The sequence below is a fragment of the Allorhizobium borbori genome (assembly GCF_014196535.1).
GTDB lineage: Bacteria > Pseudomonadota > Alphaproteobacteria > Rhizobiales > Rhizobiaceae > Ectorhizobium > Ectorhizobium borbori.
Genome location: NZ_JACIDU010000010.1, coordinates 98,833 through 119,772, shown reverse-complemented (window position 1 = coordinate 119,772; position 20,940 = coordinate 98,833). Strand labels below are relative to the sequence as shown.

At 62.0% G+C, this 20,940-nt stretch carries 19 protein-coding genes, 1 pseudogene and 2 riboswitches; of the genes and pseudogenes, 12 read left to right on the top strand and 8 right to left on the bottom strand.

The features are described 5' to 3' along the window. The 6 genes from GGQ66_RS13495 to GGQ66_RS13470 all read right to left on the bottom strand — a co-directional run bounded on the left by GGQ66_RS13495 (nt 1) and on the right by GGQ66_RS13470 (nt 7,721). Complete coding sequence (locus tag GGQ66_RS13495; RefSeq protein WP_183793243.1) at nt 1-1,872, bottom strand: TonB-dependent receptor plug domain-containing protein; 1,872 nt, start codon at nt 1,870-1,872, stop codon at nt 1-3. A 169-nt stretch (nt 1,873-2,041) separates the two neighbouring features. Next, a riboswitch (cobalamin riboswitch) is annotated at nt 2,042-2,240 on the bottom strand. Then, complete coding sequence (locus GGQ66_RS13490) at nt 2,239-2,580, bottom strand: glutaredoxin family protein (RefSeq protein WP_237358913.1); 342 nt, start codon at nt 2,578-2,580, stop codon at nt 2,239-2,241. It overlaps the preceding riboswitch by 2 nt. Before the next feature lie 107 nt (nt 2,581-2,687). Beyond that, nucleotides 2,688-2,913: riboswitch (cobalamin riboswitch) on the bottom strand. Between the two features lie 32 nt (nt 2,914-2,945). Beyond that, nucleotides 2,946-4,262, bottom strand: a complete 1,317-nt coding sequence (locus tag GGQ66_RS13485; RefSeq protein ID WP_210287258.1) for an MFS transporter — start codon at nt 4,260-4,262, stop codon at nt 2,946-2,948. Between the two features lie 45 nt (nt 4,263-4,307). Next, complete coding sequence (locus GGQ66_RS13480) at nt 4,308-6,365, bottom strand: M3 family metallopeptidase (protein ID WP_183793242.1); 2,058 nt, start codon at nt 6,363-6,365, stop codon at nt 4,308-4,310. Nucleotides 6,366-6,466: 101 nt separating this feature from the next. After that, nucleotides 6,467-7,108 (bottom strand): LysE family translocator, encoded by a 642-nt coding sequence (locus GGQ66_RS13475; RefSeq protein WP_183793241.1) that lies wholly within the window; start codon nt 7,106-7,108, stop codon nt 6,467-6,469. Between the two features lie 82 nt (nt 7,109-7,190). Further along, nucleotides 7,191-7,721, bottom strand: coding sequence for a hypothetical protein (locus tag GGQ66_RS13470; RefSeq protein WP_183793240.1), 531 nt, complete (start codon nt 7,719-7,721; stop codon nt 7,191-7,193). A 435-nt stretch (nt 7,722-8,156) separates the two neighbouring features. Between GGQ66_RS13470 and GGQ66_RS13465 the strand changes: the two genes are divergently transcribed. From GGQ66_RS13465 to GGQ66_RS13410, 12 genes are all read left to right on the top strand, one after another. Continuing rightward, nucleotides 8,157-11,075, top strand: coding sequence for a monovalent cation/H+ antiporter subunit A (locus GGQ66_RS13465; RefSeq protein WP_183793239.1), 2,919 nt, complete (start codon nt 8,157-8,159; stop codon nt 11,073-11,075). Beyond that, the gene (locus tag GGQ66_RS13460) at nt 11,075-11,413 is read left to right on the top strand and encodes a Na+/H+ antiporter subunit C (protein ID WP_183793238.1); all 339 of its coding nucleotides are present in this window, start codon (nt 11,075-11,077) and stop codon (nt 11,411-11,413) included. The genes GGQ66_RS13465 and GGQ66_RS13460 overlap by 1 nt, the downstream gene beginning before the upstream one ends. Further along, nucleotides 11,410-13,038 carry a monovalent cation/H+ antiporter subunit D gene (locus tag GGQ66_RS13455; RefSeq protein WP_183793237.1) on the top strand — a complete coding sequence of 543 codons (1,629 nt, stop codon included), beginning with the start codon at nt 11,410-11,412 and terminating at the stop codon, nt 13,036-13,038. The genes GGQ66_RS13460 and GGQ66_RS13455 overlap by 4 nt, the downstream gene beginning before the upstream one ends. Continuing rightward, entirely contained in the window at nt 13,035-13,517 is a 483-nt protein-coding gene (locus tag GGQ66_RS13450) for a Na+/H+ antiporter subunit E (RefSeq protein ID WP_183793236.1), read from the top strand. The genes GGQ66_RS13455 and GGQ66_RS13450 overlap by 4 nt, the downstream gene beginning before the upstream one ends. Beyond that, on the top strand, nt 13,514-13,795 hold the full coding sequence (locus GGQ66_RS13445) for a K+/H+ antiporter subunit F (protein ID WP_183793235.1): 282 nt from the start codon (nt 13,514-13,516) through the stop codon (nt 13,793-13,795). Before GGQ66_RS13450 ends, GGQ66_RS13445 begins: the two co-directional genes overlap by 4 nt. Next, entirely contained in the window at nt 13,795-14,181 is a 387-nt protein-coding gene (gene mnhG, locus GGQ66_RS13440) for a monovalent cation/H(+) antiporter subunit G (RefSeq protein WP_370686349.1), read from the top strand. Before GGQ66_RS13445 ends, mnhG begins: the two co-directional genes overlap by 1 nt. A gap of 81 nt (nt 14,182-14,262) precedes the next feature. After that, a complete protein-coding gene (rsfS, locus tag GGQ66_RS13435) occupies nt 14,263-14,700 on the top strand; it encodes a ribosome silencing factor (protein ID WP_237358922.1) in 438 nt (145 codons plus the stop codon). A gap of 92 nt (nt 14,701-14,792) precedes the next feature. After that, the gene (rlmH, locus tag GGQ66_RS13430) at nt 14,793-15,275 is read left to right on the top strand and encodes a 23S rRNA (pseudouridine(1915)-N(3))-methyltransferase RlmH (RefSeq protein WP_183793233.1); all 483 of its coding nucleotides are present in this window, start codon (nt 14,793-14,795) and stop codon (nt 15,273-15,275) included. A 134-nt stretch (nt 15,276-15,409) separates the two neighbouring features. Next, entirely contained in the window at nt 15,410-16,765 is a 1,356-nt protein-coding gene (locus GGQ66_RS13425; RefSeq protein ID WP_183793305.1) for a murein hydrolase activator EnvC family protein, read from the top strand. Continuing rightward, on the top strand, nt 16,755-18,080 hold the full coding sequence (locus GGQ66_RS13420; RefSeq protein WP_183793232.1) for a S41 family peptidase: 1,326 nt from the start codon (nt 16,755-16,757) through the stop codon (nt 18,078-18,080). The genes GGQ66_RS13425 and GGQ66_RS13420 overlap by 11 nt, the downstream gene beginning before the upstream one ends. Nucleotides 18,081-18,113: 33 nt before the next feature. After that, on the top strand, nt 18,114-19,298 hold the full coding sequence (locus GGQ66_RS13415; protein WP_370686348.1) for a divergent polysaccharide deacetylase family protein: 1,185 nt from the start codon (nt 18,114-18,116) through the stop codon (nt 19,296-19,298). A 39-nt stretch (nt 19,299-19,337) separates the two neighbouring features. Continuing rightward, nucleotides 19,338-19,868 carry an RNA pyrophosphohydrolase gene (locus GGQ66_RS13410; RefSeq protein WP_183793231.1) on the top strand — a complete coding sequence of 177 codons (531 nt, stop codon included), beginning with the start codon at nt 19,338-19,340 and terminating at the stop codon, nt 19,866-19,868. Between the two features lie 73 nt (nt 19,869-19,941). On the opposite strand, the gene bfr is transcribed toward GGQ66_RS13410, so the two are convergent. Further along, nucleotides 19,942-20,439 (bottom strand): bacterioferritin, encoded by a 498-nt coding sequence (gene bfr, locus GGQ66_RS13405; RefSeq protein ID WP_183793230.1) that lies wholly within the window; start codon nt 20,437-20,439, stop codon nt 19,942-19,944. Next, nucleotides 20,405-20,771, bottom strand: a pseudogene (locus GGQ66_RS13400) ((2Fe-2S)-binding protein). The gene bfr and the pseudogene GGQ66_RS13400 overlap by 35 nt, the downstream one beginning before the upstream one ends. Between the last annotated feature and the right edge of the window lie 169 nt (nt 20,772-20,940).

Genomic DNA, 20,940 nt, shown 5'->3' with positions numbered 1-20,940 from the left:
TCAGAACTGCCGCGTGAAGCTCAGCGTCACCGTGCGGCCCGGCGCACGATAACCGGCCTGGGTTGAATATTCCTTGTCGAACAGATTTTCCGCCGCCAGCTTGAAGCTCGACTGCTCATCGAGTTTGTAGGCTGCCGTCACATCCAGCGTAATATAGGAATCGAGCCGCGTCGTGTTCGCCGCGTCGGAATAGGCACCGGAGCCATAAAGCGCGTTCACGCCAAAGGAGAGGGCTTCATTCGCAGCGAAGGTGAAGCCGGCATTGGCCTTGAAGCGCTCGCGATGGGCGATGTATTTACCGGTCGACTCGTCGCGCGGGTCCCGCCAGTCGATACCGCCGTTCACCGTCAGACGATCATTGAGCGCATGGCTGCCGGTAATTTCGAGGCCGGAGACGCGCGCATCGGTAATGTTGTAGGGACGCCAGGTGAAGCCGGAGGGATCGGCCGGATCGGGCGCCCAGGCGATGCCATCCTTCAACCAGGTCCGGTAGAGCGAGGCTTCGAACCGCGTATCGACGCCCGGAGCCCAGGTGAAACCCACTTCCGCCGTGCGCGAACGTTCGGGATCGAGATCGGGATTGCCGGAGAAGGGGTAGTAGAGATCGTTGAACGACGGTGCCCGGAAACCCGTACCCCAGGAGGCGCGCAGCGTCAGATCCGAGTTCACGTCATAGGCCGCACCGAGATTATAGGTCAGCGCATCGCCGAACTGTTCATTGTAGTCATAACGCACGCCGCTATCGAAGTGCCAGGCATCCCGTTCCAGCGAGTATTGCGCGAAGATGGCCGAGAGATCGCGCGAGGTTTCCGCATAGGCGCCGGCATTGGTCGTAATGCTCTCGTGGTAATATTCACTGCCGAGCAGGAAGGTGTGATCGAAGCCACCGGCTTCCAGGCTCTTTTCTGTGCGGGCCAGAACGCCGGTGCGGCGGGTGATGTAGTCCTCCGTTCCGGCTGTCCCGTCACGGAAATTCTCAGCCTTGTCGAAGCCCTGCGAAGCCTCGACGGTCGTCGTCCAGTCGTCACCGTGATCGACGCGCACGCCGGCCTTGCCGGAAAAGGCGGTTGAATCGGTCTCGTTGCCACCCCAGGAGGCATCGAACTGGCTGCGACCGCGCGAAAACAGGCCGTCCGCATAGATCTTGCCCCAATCAAATTTCTTCGCGAGCGCGAAGTTCATTGCCCCGCGCAGGAAGCCGTCATCGTCGGGCTCAAGACCATTGAGCGTGAAATCATAGCCACGCGTGCCGAGAAGGTTCGCGCCAACCGCAAAGGTCACGTCATCCTTCTGACCCCGCACATCAACCGCGGTGAATCCACCCCACGGATGGGACACGCCGGCGGTGATGCTGCCGCAGATGGCTTTGCCCTGCGGACATGCTCCGCCCTGCTTGGTGATGATGTTGATGACGCCGCCGATGGCATCCGCGCCATAGGCCGCCGAACGGGGCCCCTTGACGATTTCGATACGTTCGATGGATTCCAGCGGAATATTGGCAAGGCTCGAGGAGCCGAGCGTGGCAGAGGCCGTGCGCACGCCATTGACCAGGATCAGCGTCTGCGTGCTGGACATGCCACGAAGCTGGACGCCCGACGAGGAACCTAGACCGCCATAGGCGTTCACGGATACGCCCGCATAGGACTTCAGAAGCTGTGCGACGTCGTTCGTAGGCGCCTTATCGATCGTCTCCCGGTCGATAACCGTTACCGATGCCGTGGCACCCGCCAGCGCGCTTTCACGGCGCAGCGGCGTGACGACGACGATGGGCGCGAGCGTGGTTTCGTTCTGCAAAGCCGCATCCTGCGCAGCGGCGGGAACGGACGACGCGGCAATAGCGGCAAGGCTGGTGGTGAAAAGCAGTTTCCTCATGCGGAACCTCCGGAGGGCCAGGCGCATGGCGCATGGCCGGGTGACATCTTCGCCGCTGGAGGTTTTCGGGATGCGGGATACGGTAACCCGTTCCGGCAGATCCGCCAGCAGCAACGCTTCGATTGTCACCGCGACGGATGTCCGCGCCGGAATGCGCCCCGCATTCTGGCATGGGTGACCGGAACCGGCAGGTCTCCTGACTTCCGTGTCATCGCCTTGTCTTCCGCCTTCCCGAAGATGAAATCTTCAGTGGCATGATGGAATGAGGCTCAACGGCTACAGTTGCGGGGGCAGTTACGGATTTGGTTTCCCTCACCGTATTCCCTTTTCATCCGCCCGAAGGCGGAACCAGTTCCAATAACCTCGTTAACGCCGCGTTAAACCTGCGTCAACCATGCGAAAGTCGGCAGGGGGACGATGGTTGGCTTTTTTCGCGGCAATGCGGGAAATCGCTTCCGGGTTATATCCCGCCCAGTGCTCGCTGCCGGCGACCACCACCGGTGCGCGCATATAGCCAAGCGCCTCGACATGGGCGCGGGCTGTCACATCCTGCGAAAGATCGATCTCGCGGAAAGGGACACCGTGCTGGGCGAGATCCCGCATCGTGGCAATCGAGCGGGCGCAGAGCGGCAATGTGTAGACGATGACGGATGGGAACGATGCATCCCCGGCCCTTGGGCCGCTTGCAATCATTTGTGCTGTAGCCATGGCTTCACCCCGAAGTTCGGCGTTTCGAAAAAGCGGGATGCGGCAATGCAAGGGCGCGCTTTTCCTGAAAGCCACCCTTCACAACGCTTCGCCGGACAACCCCGCCCGTGGACGTATCTCGTCGCGGCAGGTCTCCTGACTTGCGGGTCGTCGCCGTTCTCCAGCCTTCCCGGAACATGTGTTCCAGTGGCCCTGACCCCACCGGGGGTGGAGGCGGCTCGCCGCTTACAGTTGCGGGGGCAGTTCCGGCCTTGGACTTTAAAAGTCCGCACCGGATTCCCTCTTAGCTGCGATCCCTGACGGCATCGCAGAACCTCGACGGATATGAGGTACGCCCGGCATGGACAAAAGTCAAACGACGGGGCTCAACCAATGGCGAGCTGCCGCGTCTCCACGTCGATGAAATAGGAAATGGCGGCGCTGACGGCCAGGAAGCCGGCAAACAGGGCAATGGCCAGCGACAGGTGCTGTGCGGCCACCAGCGCGAAGACGGAAGGGGCGAGCAGGCCGCCAAGCCGCGCCACTGCACCCGCCGTGCCCATGCCTGTCGCGCGTGCCGTGGTCGGATAAAGCTCGGGCGTGTAGGCATAAAGCGCACCCCAGCTTCCCAGAAGCGCGAAGCTCATGAGCAGGATCGACAGCGCAAGCAGGATGGGCGTCGCGGTCGTCAGCGTGAAAAGGAGGCAACCGAAAGCGCTCGCGGCCAGAAAGCCGGCAAGCGTTGGACGGCGACCCCATTTTTCCACGCCATAGGCGGCCAGCACATAGCCCGGCACCTGCGCCAGTGCCACGATGACGAGGAAGCCGTAACCGCGCACGAAGCCGAAACCTTCGCCCGCGGCCAGACGCGCGGGAAGCCAGGTGAATATGCCGTAATAGGAAACAGACACCAGAAACCAGACGGAAAGCATGATGAGCGTGCGGCGCAGATAGGGCGGAGCGAAGATGCTGACGGCGGGCTCAGGATGGGCGAGCACCAGCCGTTCATAGGGACGCAGGCCATCACGGCCGTTTTCGGCCAGAATCTCCTCGATGACAGTGCGCGCCTCTTCCGCCCTCCCCGTCTTCATCAGGAACATCGGCGATTCCGGCACGAAGAAACGCAGGCCGAGCCCGAAGATCGCCGGCAACGCCGTTGCCGCAAAGATGAAGCGCCAGCCATCGTTGACAACCGCAATGCTGACCATCCACGCAGCCAGCGCCACAGCCACCGTTCCGATGGACCAGAAACCTTCCAGCGCCACCAGCCAGCGCCCGCGGTTTTTCGCCGGCAGGAACTCCGCCATCATGGCGTAATCGACCGGCAGCGTGCCGCCGACCGCCATGCCAGTCAGAAAGCGCAGCGCCAGAAGCCAGCCGAAATCCGGCGCAAAAACGGAGGCAAGGCCGAAGATCGCATCGCAGGATACCGTGAGGATGAGAACCCGGCGACGCCCGAACCGATCGGCCAGCCGCCCGAAGACAAAGGCGCCGACCAGCATGCCGAGAAAGAACAGCGTGCCGGTCTGCAGCGCTTCGGGCACCGTCAGCCCGAAAGACGCTGCAATCAGCGGGGCAGTGAAGCCCACCGCCAGAACCTGCATGGCATCCGCCGCCCAGACGAAGCCGAAAATGCCGATGAGCCGGCGCTGGAATGCGCCGGTCCCGGCCCGTTCCAGGGCATTCTCAACCGTCAGAGCCATGATCAACTCCCCCTCTTTCCGACTTGAAAGTGGCCCAGGCTACCGTCAGGCCGCAAGTCCTTTCTTGGCGAGCATCGCATCCGGGCTTGGCAATTTGCCCCGGAAGGCGCGGTAGGCCTCTTCAGGATCGATGGAGCCGCCGGACGAATAGATGTTTTCACGCAGCTTTGCCGCAAGCTGCGGATTGAACGCATCGCCCGTTTCCTCGAAGGCGGCGAAGGCATCGGCATCCAGCACTTCCGACCACATGTAGGAATAGTAGCCGGATGCATAGCCGCCGTTGAAGATATGGGCGAAATGCGGTGCCGCGTGGCGCATGACGATGGATTTCGGCAGGCCGATTTCCTTCAGAACCTCTTCCTGTTTCGCAATCGGGTCCTCCACCGGACCGTTTTCGTGGAAGGCCATGTCGACCAGCGCCGAGGCGGTGAACTCGACCGTCGAGAAGCCGGAATTGAAGGTGCGGGCCGAAAGCACCTTGTCGAGCAGCGCCTGCGGAATGGGTTCGCCGGTTTCCACATGGACGGCGTAGGTCCTGAGAATCTGCGGCACCGTCAGCCAGTGTTCGTAAAGCTGCGAGGGCAGCTCCACGAAATCGCGCGAAACGCCGGTGCCCGAAACCGAGGGATAGGTGACGTTCGACAGCATGCCATGAAGCGCGTGACCGAACTCGTGGAACAGGGTGCGGGCGTCATCCAGCGAGAGCAGCGCCGGCTTGCCTGCCGCCGGCTTGGCGAAGTTGCAGACATTATAGATGATCGGCATTTCGCCGATGGCGCCATTCTTCAGCGGCAGACGATGTTGCGACTGGAACGAGCTCATCCACGCCCCGGAGCGCTTGCTGGAGCGGGCAAAGTAATCGCCGAGGAAGAGCGCGAACAGCTTGCCGTCACGGTCACGCATTTCATAGACGCGCACATCCGGGTGATAGGCGGGGGCCGTAACCTGCGTGGCGGTGATGCCGAACAGGCGCTGCGCCACGTCGAAACAGGCGGCAATGATCTTTTCGAGCTGGAGATAGGGCTTCAGCTCGGCCTCGGAGAAGTTGAACTTCTGTGCCCTGAGCTTTTCGGCATAATGGCGCCAGTCCCACGGCATGATCTCGTGGTTCTGCCCCTCTTCCGCAGCCAGAGCGGCCAGATCCGCCTCTTCCTCGCGTGCCCGCTCCACTGCCTTGCCCCAGACACGCTTCAGCAGCGCATCGACATTGCCGGGGGTCTTTGCCATGGTGTCGTCAAGCTTGAAATCGGCAAAGCTCCTGTAGCCGAGCAGACCGGCCAGTTCGGCGCGCAGCGCCAGCGTTTCGCGCATGATGGCGCGGTTGTCGGTCTTGCCGCCGCTCAAACCCCGTGCCACCCAGGCCTTGAAGGCCTGTTCGCGCAGATCGCGGCGGGTGGAGAAGGTCAGGAACGGATCGACGATGGACCGCGAGAGCGTGACGGCGTAACCGCCTTCCGCGCCCCGGTCACGGGCAGCGGCGGCCATCGCATCCTTCAGGAAATCCGGCAGGCCATCGAGTTCCTCTTCCGTGGTAAGAATGAGAGACCATTCCTTTTCATCCGCCAGCACGTTCTGGCCGAAGGTGGCCGAAAGTGTTGCCAGCCGCTCGTTGATGGCGGCCAGCCGCTCCTGCTCCGGTTTCGGAAGCTTGGCCCCGGAACGCACGAAACCTTTCCAGTGACGCTCCAGAACGCGCGTTTCCTCAAGCGTCAGGCCCAGTTCCTCGCGCTTCGACCACAGCGTATCGATACGCTTGAACAGGGCTTCGTTCTGGCTGATCTTCGAATAATGGCGCGACATGCGCGGCGCGATTTCGCGCTCCATTGCCTGGATCGCATCATTGGAATGGGCGCCGGCCCTGTTCCAGAAGAGAGCGGAGACGCGCGAAAGGTCATCGCCGGCAATTTCGAGCGCGACGATGGTGTTGGCGAAATCCGGCTCCGCCGGATTGTTGGCGATCGCCTCGATTTCGGCATCGTGATGCGCCAGCGCCACCTCGAAAGCCGGGGCGAAGTCCGTATCCTTGACGAGATCGAAGCGTGGCAGGCCGGAAAGCCCGTTCCACGCGAAGACGGCGGGATTGACGGTTGCGATGTCGGACATGGGCGGCTCCCTTGACTGATTCTGTTATTATTCCTGTCTATAACAAGTCAGGCGGGCATGAGTATCCGCAATAAGCTCAACCCTGCCTTGCCTGACTGCACTCAGGCACGCCGCCAGCCGAGAAGGCCGGGGGCGGAATGCCACAGCGCCTGCACGGCGAAGCCCATGAACAGCAGGCCTGAGCATTTGACGATGACCGCCTCGTATTTCCGGTAGAATCGCCGCACGACGCCGGCGCCGATCACGCCGATGAGGATGATATCCGCCATCAGGAAGCCGAGAAACGACACGGCCAGCAGGATCGGCAGGGCGGAGAATTCCAGTTGATCGGCGGCGCCGGCCATCAACGCGGTAAAGGTGGCAAGCGCCACCGGATAGCCCTTGGGATTGGTCAGCCCGAAGATGAGACCGCGGCGGAAGGGCCGCTCGACTTCCAGCATCGAACGCCCGTCGCCGCGCGGCTTGGCGTTGAACGCCTTCCAGCCGATCCAGGCGAGATAGAAGCCGCAGGCAAGGCCCAGCACGTCGAACAGCGTGGTGCCAAGCGACTTCGCACCGATGATTGCCACCAGCGCCAGCGCCGACCAGACGAGATCGCCGACCAGATGGCCCGACATGAAGAAGGCACCGGCCCGCCGGCCCTGCCCCGCGCCGATACCGAGCAGGGCGAGAAAGGCGGGACCGGGAATGAGCACATAGAAAAGCGCGGCGAGAAAGGCACCGGTCAAAAGGGCTTGCGGCATGGGTTGCTCCGGGTGGCAGGTTTTCGGTGACACTATCGTGATTTCCTGCCACCCCGTCGAGGGCCGACGACCTCTTTTCGGTTTACCCCTTCATCCGGGAAGACCGCCTCCCGTTATGAGCATGCCGGTTTTGCAGATTGCGAATCAGCGGCCATCCGCTCCGCACTTTGCACGCGCCCTTGGCCTGCTCTGCCTGCCGCCCGACAGCCACACCCGCAGGCAAACGACGCGGACGGACGCGATGAAGCAGGCCGAGGTGGCCACGACCCTTCTGAGGGACCATATCCTTCATGTTGAGCACGCGCGGCAGGCCATTGTCACGAAATAAGTCGCCGGACACAAATTCTTGTGCCCGCAATGCTGGACAAGCGTGTTTTCCACCGCCTATAGTGGCTTCATCGTTGATTTCAGTGAGGATTCGGACGGTCGCACAAGCGAGCGGGAGGTGTTTTTTGTTTTTCGGAAGGCATAAAGAAGCAGTCAGGCCAGCGGGCCATTCTGCACGCCTTTTTTCCTTCACCATCGCCTTCGCTTGCCTTCTGTTCTTCTTTTCCGCGCCCTGCGGGCAGACAGCCGAGCGCACATCGAGCGGACAACCCGTTTCCCCCCGCATTTTTCTTCTGAATCCTGAGGTTACCGCGGGTAACCTCCTGAAGGCCGAGTGCCGCAAGCTGCACCAGCCCACCAAGATTCACGCTGCGCGACCTTCCGCCCAGGTCGATTTTCTGCCGCCGCCGGCCATGGTCCTTCTGGCGCCTTTCACGCGGCGAGGCGCGTCGCCACCCATTGAAGGTGCGGCTTCCCAGCGTCCCAAGGTGGAAAAGCTCGACGCGCGCGGCCCTCCGGCCTGACGGGACGTGATGCAATCCGGCTGCGCCAGACGCGGTCGGGCAGGTGCCTGACCATCGCCACGAAGAGCCGGAAATCCTCCCAAGCCGGAAAACTGACGGGGCGAGACAAAAGGTGAAAGCACCGCGATGCCTCATTCCGGGCGTATTTTCCATGCCCGAATCCGATTCAGCTAGAACCGAAAGCAACCCAAGTCCCGATGACCGGCGTCTTTCTCCTCCTTCTTCTGGCCCTGCCCTTTGTCGGCAGTCTCGCCACCTCGTTTCTGCCGAGACGGGGACAGCATGTGCTGCCTGCCTGGCTGGCGGTTTCGGTGGCCGCTTCGGCCCTGCTGGTGACCGCTGGCCTCTACCCCTTCGTTCGCAATGGCGGCGTCGTGCGCCTCACGCTCGAATGGCTTCCGGAACTCGGGCTTAATTTCGCGCTGCGTATGGATGGCTTTGCCTGGCTGTTCTCGATGATCATCACACTGATCGGCGTGCTGGTCGTGGTCTATGCACGCTACTACATCTCGTCTGAAGACCCGATCGCGCGCTTCTTCTCGCTGCTGCTCGCCTTCATGGGCGCCATGCTCGGCATCGTTCTGTCCGGAAACCTCATTCTGCTTTCAATCTTCTGGGAGTTGACGAGCCTCTTCTCCTTCCTGCTGATCGGTTACTGGCACCACAACGCCAATGCCCGCGACGGCGCCCGCATGGCGCTGACCGTAACCGGCATCGGCGGCTTCTGCCTGCTGGCCGGTGTACTCGTCATCGGCCATATCGTCGGCTCCTACGATCTGGACACGGTTCTCGCCTCCGGCGACCTCATTCGCGGCCACAATCTCTATCTGACGGCGCTTGTCCTCATCCTGATCGGCGCGCTGACGAAGAGCGCCCAGTTTCCCTTCCATTTCTGGCTGCCGAATGCCATGGCCGCGCCCACGCCGGTTTCGGCCTATCTGCATTCGGCCACCATGGTGAAGGCCGGCGTCTTTCTGCTGGCAAGGCTCTGGCCCGCCCTTTCTGGCACTTATGAGTGGTTCTGGCTGCTCGGCTTCTGCGGCATCGCCACGCTTTTGCTCGGCGCTTATTTCGCGATGTTCCAGCAGGATCTGAAGGGGCTTCTCGCCTATTCGACCATCAGCCATCTTGGCCTTATCGCCACGCTGCTCAGCCTTGGCAGTCCGCTCGCCGCCGTTGCCGCCGTGTTCCACATGCTGAACCATGCGACCTTCAAATGCTCGCTGTTCATGGCAGCCGGCATCATCGACCACGAGACCGGAACGCGCGACATGCGGCAGCTTTCAGGGCTCTTCCGCTTCCTGCCGATCACCGCGACGCTGGCCATGGTGGCGAGTGCCGCTATGGCCGGTGTTCCGCTGATGAACGGTTTCATTTCCAAGGAAATGTTCTTCGCCGAAGCGGTTGAAACCCACGCCGATTCGATCCTCGACCGGGCGCTGCCCTATATTGCGACGCTGGCCGGCGCCTTCGCGGTGACCTATTCGCTGCGCTTCATCCACACCGTCTTCTTCGGTCCGCCGCCGGCCAACCTGCCGAAGCCCAAGCCGCATGAACCGCCGCACTGGATGCGCTTTCCGATCGAGTTTCTGGTCTTTGCCTGCCTTGTCGTCGGCATTGCACCGAACCTCTCCATCGGCCCGCTGCTGCACACCGGCGTGACCGGCATGCTGGGCGATCGCACGCCGGACTATTCGCTCGCGGTGTGGCACGGGGTCAACACGCCGCTGATCATGAGCATCATCGCGCTCGCCGGCGGCATCATCCTCTATATCGGACTGCAGAAATACCTCGCCCGCTGCGACGATGGGCCACCTGCCTTCCGGCACCTGCGCGGACAGCGCATTTTCGAGCGCATCCTCGTCACCGTGTCATGGAAATGGGCCCGCTGGATGGAAAACCGGTTCGGCACGCGCCAGCTTCAGCCACAGCTTCGCATCCTGACGGCGATCGGCTTTTCCGCCGGCTTCCTGCCGCTCTATTTCTCGGATTATGCGCCGGGCCTGCCCTCGCTCAAGACGGTCGATCCGGTCTTCGCGGCCTTCTGGGCCATCGGCATGTTCTGCGCCCTCGGTGCGGCCTATCAGGCGAAGTATCACCGGCTGGCAGCCCTTGTGCTGCTCGGCGGTGCCGGCCTCGTCACCTGCCTGACCTTCGTGTGGCTGTCGGCACCGGATCTGGCGATCACCCAGTTGCTGGTCGAAATCGTCACAACGGTTCTGATTCTGCTCGGCCTGCGCTGGCTGCCGATCCGGCGTGAAGAAATCGACATGGCCGCGAATTTCGCCGCACGCCTGCGCCGTTTCCGCGACTTCGCGCTGGCGGTTGCCTGCGGCACGGGCATGGCGCTCGTCGCCTATTCGGTGATGACCATGCCGGTGCCCGACGCCATCGCCAACTACTTCCTCGAAAAGGCCTATTCGGAAGGCGGCGGTCGCAATGTCGTCAACGTCATTCTGGTCGATTTCCGCGGCTTCGATACGCTCGGCGAAATCACCGTTCTCGGCATCGTGGCGCTCACCGTCTTCGCGCTGCTGCGCCGATTCCGACCTGCGGCGGATTCGATCAACAAACCGGAACAGCAGCGCATCCAGAACGCCTTCGATGACGCAAGACCCAACCGCGACATCGGCGATACCGTGCGCGATTACCTGCTGGTGCCCTCGGTCATCATGCAATGGCTGTTTCCGGTCGTCATCGTGCTTGCCGTCTATCTCTTCATGCGCGGCCACGACATGCCCGGCGGCGGCTTCTCGGCCGGCATCACCATGGCGATCGCCTTCCTGCTGCAATATCTGGCCGGTGGCACGCGCTGGGCGGAAGATCGCATCCGCATCCTGCCGCTGCGCTGGATGGGTGCCGGCCTTCTGACGGCATTCGCCACCGGTTTCGGCGCGCTGATCCTCGGCTACCCGTTCCTGACCACGCATTCGCGCTATCTCGAACTGCCGTTCATCGGCAAGGTTCCGGCGGCAACCGCACTGATCTTCGATCTCGGCGTGTTCATGCTGGTCGTCGGCGCCACCGTGCTTATCCTCATCGCCATCGCCCACCAGTCGATCCGCACCTACCGGGTCCGCAAGGTGGAAAGCCCCAATCCCGCGGAGGAAAGCTGATGGAACTCGTCCTTTCAATCGGCATCGGCGTCATGACCGGCTCGGGCGTATGGCTGATCCTGCGTCCGCGTACCTACCAGGTCATCGTCGGGCTTTCGCTCCTGTCCTATGCCGTGAATCTGTTCATCTTCGGCGTCGGCGGTCTGAAGGTAAACGCGCCACCATTGCTCGGCACCGGCGCGGACGTCTCGACGCTTGCCGATCCCGTGCCGCAATCGCTTGTGCTGACGGCCATCGTCATCGGCTTCGCCACCACCGCCCTCTTTCTCGTGGTGCTTCTGGCATCGCGCGGCCTGACCGGCACAGACCACGTTGACGGCAAGGAGAGGCCGAAATGACCGGGCTTTCCCACCACCTCATCGTCGCCCCCATCCTTGTGCCCTTCGTGGCAGCGGCCATCCTTCTGTTCATCGATGAGCGCAGCCGCGTCACCAAGGCCATGATCAGCCTCGGCGCAACCGTCATCATGCTCACCGTGGCGTTGCTTCTGCTGCATATGGCCAACGGCATGGAAAACGCAGCCGGAAATGCGGGCGGCGTCTACCTGCTCGGCAACTGGCCAGCCCCCTTCGGTATCGTACTGGTGCTCGACCGGCTGTCGGCCATGATGCTGATGCTGACGGCGACGCTCGCCATCCCCGCGCTCGCCTTCTCGCTGGCGCGCTGGCACAATTCCGGCGCCCATTTTCATACACTGTTCCAGCTTCTGCTGATGGGCCTGAACGGCGCTTTCCTGACCGGTGACCTGTTCAACCTCTTCGTTTTCTTCGAAGTGATGCTGGCCGCCTCCTACGGTCTGCTACTGCATGGCTCCGGCCAGCTTCGCGTCAAGGCGGGACTGCATTACCTCGTCATCAACCTCGCATCCGCCCTGCTGTTCCTCGTCGGCGTCAGCCTCGTCTATGGCACGGCGGGCACGCTGAACATGGCGGATCTGGCACTGCGCCTGCCCGAACTCGCACCCGACCGTCGGGTCTTCCTGGAAGCCGGGCTTGCGGTGCTGGGCGTCGTCTTCCTAATTAAAGCCGGCGTCTGGCCGCTGAATTTCTGGCTGCCGACGGCCTACAGTGCCGCCGCCGCGCCCGTGGCCGGCATCTTCGCCATTCTTTCAAAGCTCGGTATCTACATCCTCCTGCGCCTCGTCATGCTCACCTCCGGCGACGGAACAGCCTTGACGGAGGTGGCGCGAACGGTACTTCTCTTCGGCGGGCTGGCGACGATCACCTTCGGCGCAATCGGCGTTCTTGCCTCGCAGGCGCTCGGGCGACTTGCCGGTTACTCCGTGCTGGTTTCCACAGGCACGCTGCTCACCATTATCGGCTTCGGCGGCCAGGCTTCGGCCTCCGGCGCGCTATTCTACATGGTCAGCTCAACGCTCACCATTGCAGCCTTCTTCCTGCTGATCGAACTGATCGAACGCGGACAGGATGCCGGCGCTTCGGTTCTCGCCGTGAGTATGGAAGTCTATGGCGATGCCGACGAGGACGATGCGGATGACGAGATTGGCGTGACCATGCCGGGCACGATGGCAGTTCTCGCCGTCTGCTTCTCGGCCTGCGCCATCCTGCTTTCCGGTCTGCCACCGCTTTCCGGCTTCGTGGCGAAGTTTGCGATCCTTTCGGGCATGATTGGTTCGGGTGCCGAAAGCGACGCAGCCATCGGCCCCGCCGGCTGGGTTTCAGCGACGCTTCTCATCCTCTCCGGTCTCTGCGCGCTCATCGCCATGACACGCTCCGGCATCCGCACCTTCTGGGCCTCCATCGAAGGCACGGTGCCGCGCGTTCTCGTCATCGAAGTCGCGCCCGTGCTCATGCTCCTGACCCTGACTCTGGTGCTGACCATCGGCGCCGGCCCGGTGATGCGCTACATGCAGGAAACGACGGCGACGCTTTCCGAACCGCGCAACTATATCAATGCGGTCTTCGAAGCACGCCGCATCGGACAGGAGGCTGCCCGCCCATGACCCTGCTCCCCTACCCGCTGCTCTGGTTCGCACTGACCATCATGTGGCTGTTATTGAACAGCGTGACGCCCGGCCATGTGCTTTTGGGCGCCACCGTCTCGCTGGTCGCCTGCTGGTCCATGGCCGCGTTGCGCCCCGCCAAGCCCCGGCTGAAGCGCTGGTATCTTCTGCCGCGCTTCTTCGTCACCGTGCTTTACGACATCGTGCGCTCCAACATCGCCGTCGTCAGGATCATCCTGTCGGGTCGCCAGAAGGGGCACCGCTCGGCCTTCATGCATGTGAAGCTCGATCTGAAGGACCCCACCGCCCTTTCCCTGTTGGCCGTCGTGCTGACGGCAACGCCGGGTTCGGCCTGGGTGGAATACGAAGCGCGAGAGAGCACCCTCCTGCTCCACGTTCTCGACCTGATCGACGAGGATGAGTGGCGTGACCTGATCAAGAACCGCTACGAGAAGCTGCTTGTGGAGATTTTCGAATGAGCGCCGCCATCCTTTACTGGTCCGTGATTGCAGCCCAGAGCATGCTCGCCGTCGCCATGGCGCTCGCCGTCTACCGCATGACGCGTGGTCCGCGCGCTCAGGACCGCGTACTCGGCCTCGACACGCTTTATGTGAACGCGATGCTGCTGCTGCTGACCTTCGGCATCGAAACCGGGCGCACCGTCTATTTCGAAGCCGCGTTGATCGTCAGCCTGCTCGGCTTTGTCGCTACGGTTTCACTGGCCAAATTCCTCATGCGTGGCGAGGTGATCGAATGATGAGCAACGCCGATGTTCCGCTGTGGGCGGCGATTGCCGTCGCCTTCTTCCTGATTCTCGGATCGGCGCTGGCGCTGATTGGCAGCTACGGTTTCGTGCGCCTGCAGAATTTCTATGAGCGCCTGCACGCGCCGACGCTGGGCACGAGCTGGGGCACGGGCGGCATCGTCATAGCCTCGATCATCTACTTTACCGTCACCGGTCAGCGGCTTGCCATCCACGAGCTTCTGGTCGGCCTGTTCATAACGCTGACGACGCCGATAACGCTGATGCTTCTGGCCCGCGCCGCCCTTCACCGCGACCGTGCCGAGCGCAATCCGGATGTGCCGGTTGCCCCCATTCCCTTTCCGCTTGTGGAGGGCGAAAGCGAAAAGAATGAGGGGTAAAAGCCTTACCCTTGAAATGCGGAGGGTTTGATGCCACCTTTTTCCTATCCGGTGCTTTGAAGCAGCGGATAACGTGCAGCCCTGTTACGAGAGAAAGGCATACATCTGACAACAGTGCACACCAAGGGAGAGGTCAAGGCCTCCATTCCCGCCCGCAAGGAACGCGGTCAAGATGCCGCCGCCCGTGCGTTCAAGCTGGTCCTCGCAAGCCTCGAGGACTCCAAGGCAGAAGATACCGTCTCCATCGACATCGCTGGAAAGTCTGCGCTTGGCGACTACATGGTCGTCACGTCCGGGCGTTCGAGCCGGCATGTCACGGCGATCTGCGAACACCTCATCTCCGATCTCAAGGATGAAGGCTTCGGCACGGCGCGTGTCGAGGGCCTTGAAGCCGGCGACTGGGTGCTGATCGACACCGGCGATATCATCGTTCATGTGTTCCGCCCCGAAATCCGCGAGTTCTACAACCTCGAACGGATGTGGTCGGCGCCCGAACTGGACGGCGAGACGGTTCACTGACCGGCTGCCCGAAACGGCAGCCATTGACAGGATGCGGCTCCGGATGCTTCAGGCCGGACGGATAGTTTTGTGATCCTGAAGGACGGAATGACATGCGCATCAGCCTTTTTGCCGTGGGACGGCTGAAAACCGGACCGGAGAAGGAGCTTGTCGCGCGTTATCTCGACCGGCTGGCCAAGACAGGCCCGGCGACCGGGCTGGAATTTATGCGCGTCGTTGAAGTCGCGGAAAGCCGAGCCGGCAATGCCGAAACCCGCAAGCGCGAGGAAGCCGCGCTGCTGGAAAAGGCGTTGCCGGAAAATGCGGTCCTCGTGCTGCTCGACGAACGCGGCAAGGCGATGGACAGCGAAACATTCTCGAACCAGATCGGAACCTGGCGCGATCAGGGCAAGCGCGACCTGATGGTGGCCATCGGCGGCGCCGACGGGCTGGACCCCGCCCTTCATGCCCGCGCCGATGCGGTGCTGAATCTTGGCCGCATGACCTGGCCGCACCAGATCGTCCGCATTCTCATTGCCGAGCAGCTTTACCGCGCCGTGACCATCCTTTCCGGCCACCCGTATCATCGCGTCTAAGCGCCGGTTCGTACCGGGAAAAATCTTGGCGAGGCCGGGCAAATCAGCTTAGGGTCAGCCTTCCGTTTTAAAGCAGCGCAATGATCCACGGCCCGAAGCACAGCATCTTTTCCCGGCTCCGCTCCCGCGCGGCGATGATGACGCTTGCGCTGGTTCTGGCCGGCAGCACGGCAATGCCGCTTGCCGCCTTCGAGCCCGGCGGTTCCGACCCGGCCATCGACGCGCCGGAAAGCCCCTCCGCCGAACTGGAGCGCAAGCGCAACGAAACCCGCGCCGAACTGGAAAACCTTTCGAAAACCATCCAGCTTTCCGGTGAACGCAGCCAGACGCTTCAGGACGAAATCAAGGCGCTTGAGAAAAGCTCCGCCTCGGTGCGCACCGCCCTGATCGAATCGGCCGCCCGGCGAAAGAAGCTCGAAGCGCAGATGCTGGTCAGCGAAAAGCGGCTTTCAGACCTCAAGGTGAAGGAAGACCGCGTGCGCGTGTCTTTGCGCGAGCGGCGCGGCCTTCTGGCCGAGGTCCTGGCTGCACTGGAGCGCATGGGTCGCAACCCGCCGCCGGCCCTGCTGGTGACGCCGGATGACGCGCTGGCTTCTGTACGCAGCGCCATTCTGCTTGGTGCCGTGGTGCCCGGCATGCGCAAGGAAACCGAAAAACTGGTGGCAGACCTTGCCGCGCTCGCCAATCTCCAGGCCTCGATCGCCAAGGAGCGATCCGACCTGTCACTCACCATGAGCGCCAGTCTGGAAGAAGAGCAGCGCATGGATCTGTTGCTCACGGAAAATGCCCGGCTGGAGCGGCAAAACAGCGAACAGCTTGCCGAGGAGCGCCGTCGCTCCAAGGAACTGGCCGGACGCGCCACCAATCTGGAAGGCCTGATCGCCTCACTGGAAAGTGAAATCGAATCCGTTGCCAAGGCCGCCGAGGCCGCGCGACTGGAAGAAGAGCGCCGCAAGAACCTTTCCGAAGCCGAACGGCAGAAGGAAAGGGAGGCGGCCAGCCAGAGCGTGCCCGATAAAAACCGCATTGCACCCGCATATGCATTTTCCGATTTGAAAGGAAAGCTCGACTATCCTGTCGCAGGTGATGTTCTGAGACGATACGGCGATGCCGACGGCACCGGACATGCTTCGCAGGGTATGCTGATCGCTTCCGGACCGGAGGCGCTGGTAACGGCACCGGCCGATGCGTCGGTGGTATTTGCCGGCACCTTTCGAAGCTTCGGCGAGATGATTATTCTGAATCTGGGCGACGGCTACCATATGGTGCTATCGGGCATGGATCAGGTGAAGGTCCGTCCGGGGCGATTCGTCTTCGCTGGCGAGCCGATCGCCGCGATGGGCGTGAAAAGAGTGGCGAGCGCAACGGCATTGGCGCTGGAAACGGACCGGCCGACGCTTTACATTGAATTGAGCAAGGACAAGACTCCGGTCGATTCCCGGCCATGGTGGTCAGCAACAGACGCTGGAAAGGCACGTAATGATTCGTAGGGCTTCTCTTGTACTCGCCGGTGCATTGATGGGTACCGCGGCCACGGTCGTCGTTTATTCGGCCGTCGTGCCCGCTGTTGCTGCCGGCGCATCCACCTACAAGGAACTGTCGATCTTCGGTGATGTCTTCGAGCGCGTGCGCGCCCAGTATGTGACACCGCCGGACGAACAGAAACTTGTCGAAAACGCCATCAACGGCATGCTGACGTCGCTCGATCCCCATTCGAGCTACATGAATGCCCGTGATGCCGAGGACATGCGCACCCAGACCAAGGGTGAATTCGGCGGTCTCGGCATCGAAGTGACGATGGAAGACGAACTGGTCAAGGTCATCACCCCCATCGATGACACGCCCGCCGCCAAGGCCGGTATCCTGGCCGGTGACTTCATCTCCGAGATCGACGGCCAGTCCGTGCGCGGCCTGAAGCTTGAGGATGCCGTGGAGAAGATGCGCGGCGCCGTGAACACGCCGATCAAGCTAACCGTCATCCGCAAGGGTGCCGACAAGCCGCTCGACATTACCGTGACCCGCGACATCATTGCCGTGCGCGCCGTCAAGTCGCGCGTCGAAGGTGGCGATGTCGGTTATCTGCGCATCATCTCCTTCACCGAGAAGACCTATGACGATCTCGAAAAGGCGATCAAGAAGATCAAGGCGGAAGTGCCGGCCGACAAGCTGAAGGGCTATGTTCTCGACCTGCGCCTCAACCCCGGCGGTCTTCTCGACCAGGCCATCAACGTGTCTGACGCCTTCCTCGAAAAGGGCGAGGTTGTTTCCACCCGTGGGCGCAATCAGGACGAAACCCGCCGCTTCAATGCCGGCCCGGGCGATCTGACTGACGGCAAGCCGGTGATCGTGCTCGTCAACGGCGGCTCGGCTTCCGCATCGGAAATCGTGGCTGGCGCCCTGCAGGACCTGAAGCGCGCCACCGTTCTCGGCACGCGGTCCTTCGGCAAGGGTTCGGTGCAGACGATCATTCCGCTCGGCGGCAATGGCGCGCTGCGCCTGACCACGGCGCTTTATTACACGCCGTCGGGCAAATCGATCCAGGGCACCGGCATTCAGCCGGACATCAAGGTTGAACAACCGCTGCCGCCGGAACTTCAGGGCAAGGTACGCACCGAAGGCGAATCCAGCCTGCGGGGCCATATTCAGGGCCAGAGCGAGACCGAAGAGGGCTCGGGTTCGGGTGCCTACGTGCCGCCGGAAGCCAAGGACGACCTCCAGCTCGGCTACGCGCTGGACCTGCTCCATGGCACCAAGACCGATCCGTCCTTCCCGGCGAACCCGGAAAAAACGGTCGTCAATAAGTAAGGCGCTTCGCGCCAACCCGCGAACGGACAGGCCGTGGAAACCGATCTGCACGCACCGCTGGGACAAAAAAGGCCGGAACCGCGCAAGCGGTCCGGCCTCTTTTCTCCCGTTCGGCTTTTTGGCCTTCTCGCCGTCTGTGGCGTGATCGGTTTTTCCATCTATGCCTCCCGCATGCCGGCAACGCTGAAGGCAGACGACCCCGTCTCTGTTGAACCGGCAGCGACGACAAATATCGGACAACAGGCCGATGCTGGCGCAGCGACAGCCGCGCCCGATGTCGGCCTCGACCGGCAAGCCCCCCGTTCCGGCGCCAATGTGCGCGAGACCGTGACCGCCGACGGCAATGTCGTCACCACCTTCTCGCCACGCTCCCGCGACGGTGATGGTCCCGCGCTGATCTCCGGTGGGTCCCGCACCCAGGATGCACGCCTCGCCGGTTTCCCCAATGCCGATCTTGAAGAAGACAGCCCGTTCGGCAAGCTGCCGATCATCGGCACCGACGGCCTGCGACCTTCGGAATATTTTGCCCGCCCCTGGTCCGGTGCGCGCGGAACGCGGGTCGCCATCGTCATCGCCGGGCTGGGCCTCAGCCAGACGGGCACCCAGCACGCCGTGAAGACGCTGCCGCCGGAAGTGACTCTGGCCTTTGCCGCCTCCGGCAACAGCCTTGCCCGCTGGGTGCAGGAAGGCCGCCGTACCGGCCACGAAGTCCTGTTGCAGGTCCCGTTCGAACCCTTTGATTATCCGACGAACAATCCCGGCCCCGATACGCTTCTCGTTTCGCGCAACAGTGCTGCAAACCTTGAGAACCTTCACAAATCCATGGCGCGAATGTCGAACTATACCGGCATCATGAACTACATGGGCGCCCGCTTCCTCTCCGACGCCAAGGCGCTGGAACCGGTGATGCGCGATGTCGGCAAGCGCGGCCTTCTCTTCCTCGATGACGGCTCTTCCGCCCGCTCCCAGACAGGGACACTGGCCAAAACGCTGGGCGTCGACCACGCCTTTGGCGATCTGCAGATCGATGGCACAGTCAGCACCGACGCCATTCTCAAGAAGCTGGACGAGCTGGAGCGCATTGCCCGGCGCAACGGCACCGCCATCGGCGTGGGCTTTGCCTTCGACGAGACCATCGATGCCGTCACCAAGTGGAGTGAAGAAGCGACCGGTCGCGGTGTCGAGATCGTCGGCGTCGCCTCGCTGACATCGCCCTGATATAAAGTTTCCGAACGATTCCCCTATCGAAGGTTTGCCATGAGCAAGGAAGTGAAGAACAAGGTTCGGGCGGAAGACCTGCCCTATCGCCCCTGCGTGGGCATCATGGTGCTGAACGCCGAGGGCCTCGTCTGGGCCGGGCGTCGCCTCAAGGAGGGCAATACCGAATATGACGGTTCGCCGCAGCTCTGGCAGATGCCGCAGGGTGGCATTGACGAGGGCGAAGACCCGGAACTCGCCTCGCTGCGCGAACTTTACGAGGAAACCGGTATGAAGAGCGTTTCATTGCTCGCCGAGGCTCCCCGCTGGATCAACTACGATCTGCCGGACCATCTGATTGGCATTGGCCTGCGCGGCAAATATCGAGGCCAGACGCAGCGCTGGTTCGCCTACCGGTTCGAAGGCGACGAAAGCGAAATCGCCATCAACCCGCCGCCCGGCGGCCATACGGCGGAATTCGATGCCTGGGAATGGAAACCGATGGCCGATCTGCCGGAGCTGATCGTTCCTTTCAAGCGCCAGGTTTACGAAGCCGTCGTTGCCGAATTCAGCCATCTTGCCGGACGTTGACCTATCGACACGAAAAGACCGCCCGCAACGGATCGTCGCGGGCGGTCTTTGAATTCCAAACTGCGTTACGAACTTAGTGTTCGTCGCCTTCGGCTTCGTCCGCCGAACCGGCGTTGAGCTGGCCATACTTGGCCTCGCCGATCTTGCCCAGAAGCTCGAGCTGCGTCTCGAGGAAGTCGATATGACCTTCCTCATCGATCAGAAGCTGTTCGAACAGCTTCATCGAGACGTAGTCGCCAGCCTGATAACAGATGTCGCGCGATTCCTTGTAGGAAGCACGGGCGTCGTACTCACCAGCCAGATCGGCTTCCAGAACTTCCTTGACGTTCTGGCCGATGCGCAGCGGCGCAACCGTCTGCAGGTTGGGGTGACCTTCAAGGAAGATGATGCGCGAAACGAGCTTGTCCGCATGCTGCATCTCTTCGATCGACTCGGCCCGTTCCTTCTTGGCGAGCTTGGTGTAACCCCAGTCCTCAAGAAGACGATAATGCAGCCAATACTGGTTGACCGCGCCGAGTTCGAGGAAAAGAGCCTCGTTAAGCCGCTCGATGACCTTTTTGTCGCCTTTCAATGTCCGCTCTCCTGCGTTCTTCATGGAATTGTTTCAGGCGGGACATGAAATCACAAACATCGGCTTCCGTCGACTGACGGCGACGATGATATTCCTCGGTGGTCGAGATAATCAGATCGACCACGGTCGGGAAACAGCCGCAGCAGCGACCGCGTTTCGCCATGGCGTGATAGACCTTGGCCGGGACGATGAGCTGCCAACAGTCCTCATCGAGGAGGTCATTGATGACGCCCTTGATGTCCGTGTCGGTGATATAGTTGCAGCTACAAACCAGCATGTCCACTCAGTCCATCAAACTTGAACCTTACTATCCGCTTTCTGCAAAAGAAGATGCTCCTTGTCAAGAAAATTCGATTCGGCAGCGCAACAGCCGCCACGACATGGACCGGAAGAAAGCCAGTGCGTTAGCCTCGTTTTCCGATTCCTCTCGAAATTTGAGACGGGAGACCCTATATGCACGTCTGAGAAAGCCGCCGACATGCGAAGCGGCCAAACTGAAAA

Bases quoted from the DNA above. Each gene is read 5' to 3' on its own strand.
- GGQ66_RS13495 (WP_183793243.1), bottom strand. From the start codon at position 1,872: ATGAGGAAACTGCTTTTCACCACCAGCCTTGCCGCTATTGCCGCGTCG.
- GGQ66_RS13490 (WP_237358913.1), bottom strand. From the start codon at position 2,580: ATGGCTACAGCACAAATGATTGCAAGCGGCCCAAGGGCCGGGGATGCA.
- GGQ66_RS13485 (WP_210287258.1), bottom strand. From the start codon at position 4,262: ATGGCTCTGACGGTTGAGAATGCCCTGGAACGGGCCGGGACCGGCGCA.
- GGQ66_RS13480 (WP_183793242.1), bottom strand. From the start codon at position 6,365: ATGTCCGACATCGCAACCGTCAATCCCGCCGTCTTCGCGTGGAACGGG.
- GGQ66_RS13475 (WP_183793241.1), bottom strand. From the start codon at position 7,108: ATGCCGCAAGCCCTTTTGACCGGTGCCTTTCTCGCCGCGCTTTTCTAT.
- GGQ66_RS13470 (WP_183793240.1), bottom strand. From the start codon at position 7,721: ATGCGGGGGGAAACGGGTTGTCCGCTCGATGTGCGCTCGGCTGTCTGC.
- GGQ66_RS13465 (WP_183793239.1), top strand. From the start codon at position 8,157: ATGACCGGCGTCTTTCTCCTCCTTCTTCTGGCCCTGCCCTTTGTCGGC.
- GGQ66_RS13460 (WP_183793238.1), top strand. From the start codon at position 11,075: ATGGAACTCGTCCTTTCAATCGGCATCGGCGTCATGACCGGCTCGGGC.
- GGQ66_RS13455 (WP_183793237.1), top strand. From the start codon at position 11,410: ATGACCGGGCTTTCCCACCACCTCATCGTCGCCCCCATCCTTGTGCCC.
- GGQ66_RS13450 (WP_183793236.1), top strand. From the start codon at position 13,035: ATGACCCTGCTCCCCTACCCGCTGCTCTGGTTCGCACTGACCATCATG.
- GGQ66_RS13445 (WP_183793235.1), top strand. From the start codon at position 13,514: ATGAGCGCCGCCATCCTTTACTGGTCCGTGATTGCAGCCCAGAGCATG.
- mnhG (WP_370686349.1), top strand. From the start codon at position 13,795: ATGAGCAACGCCGATGTTCCGCTGTGGGCGGCGATTGCCGTCGCCTTC.
- rlmH (WP_183793233.1), top strand. From the start codon at position 14,793: ATGCGCATCAGCCTTTTTGCCGTGGGACGGCTGAAAACCGGACCGGAG.
- GGQ66_RS13425 (WP_183793305.1), top strand. From the start codon at position 15,410: ATGATGACGCTTGCGCTGGTTCTGGCCGGCAGCACGGCAATGCCGCTT.
- GGQ66_RS13420 (WP_183793232.1), top strand. From the start codon at position 16,755: ATGATTCGTAGGGCTTCTCTTGTACTCGCCGGTGCATTGATGGGTACC.
- GGQ66_RS13410 (WP_183793231.1), top strand. From the start codon at position 19,338: ATGAGCAAGGAAGTGAAGAACAAGGTTCGGGCGGAAGACCTGCCCTAT.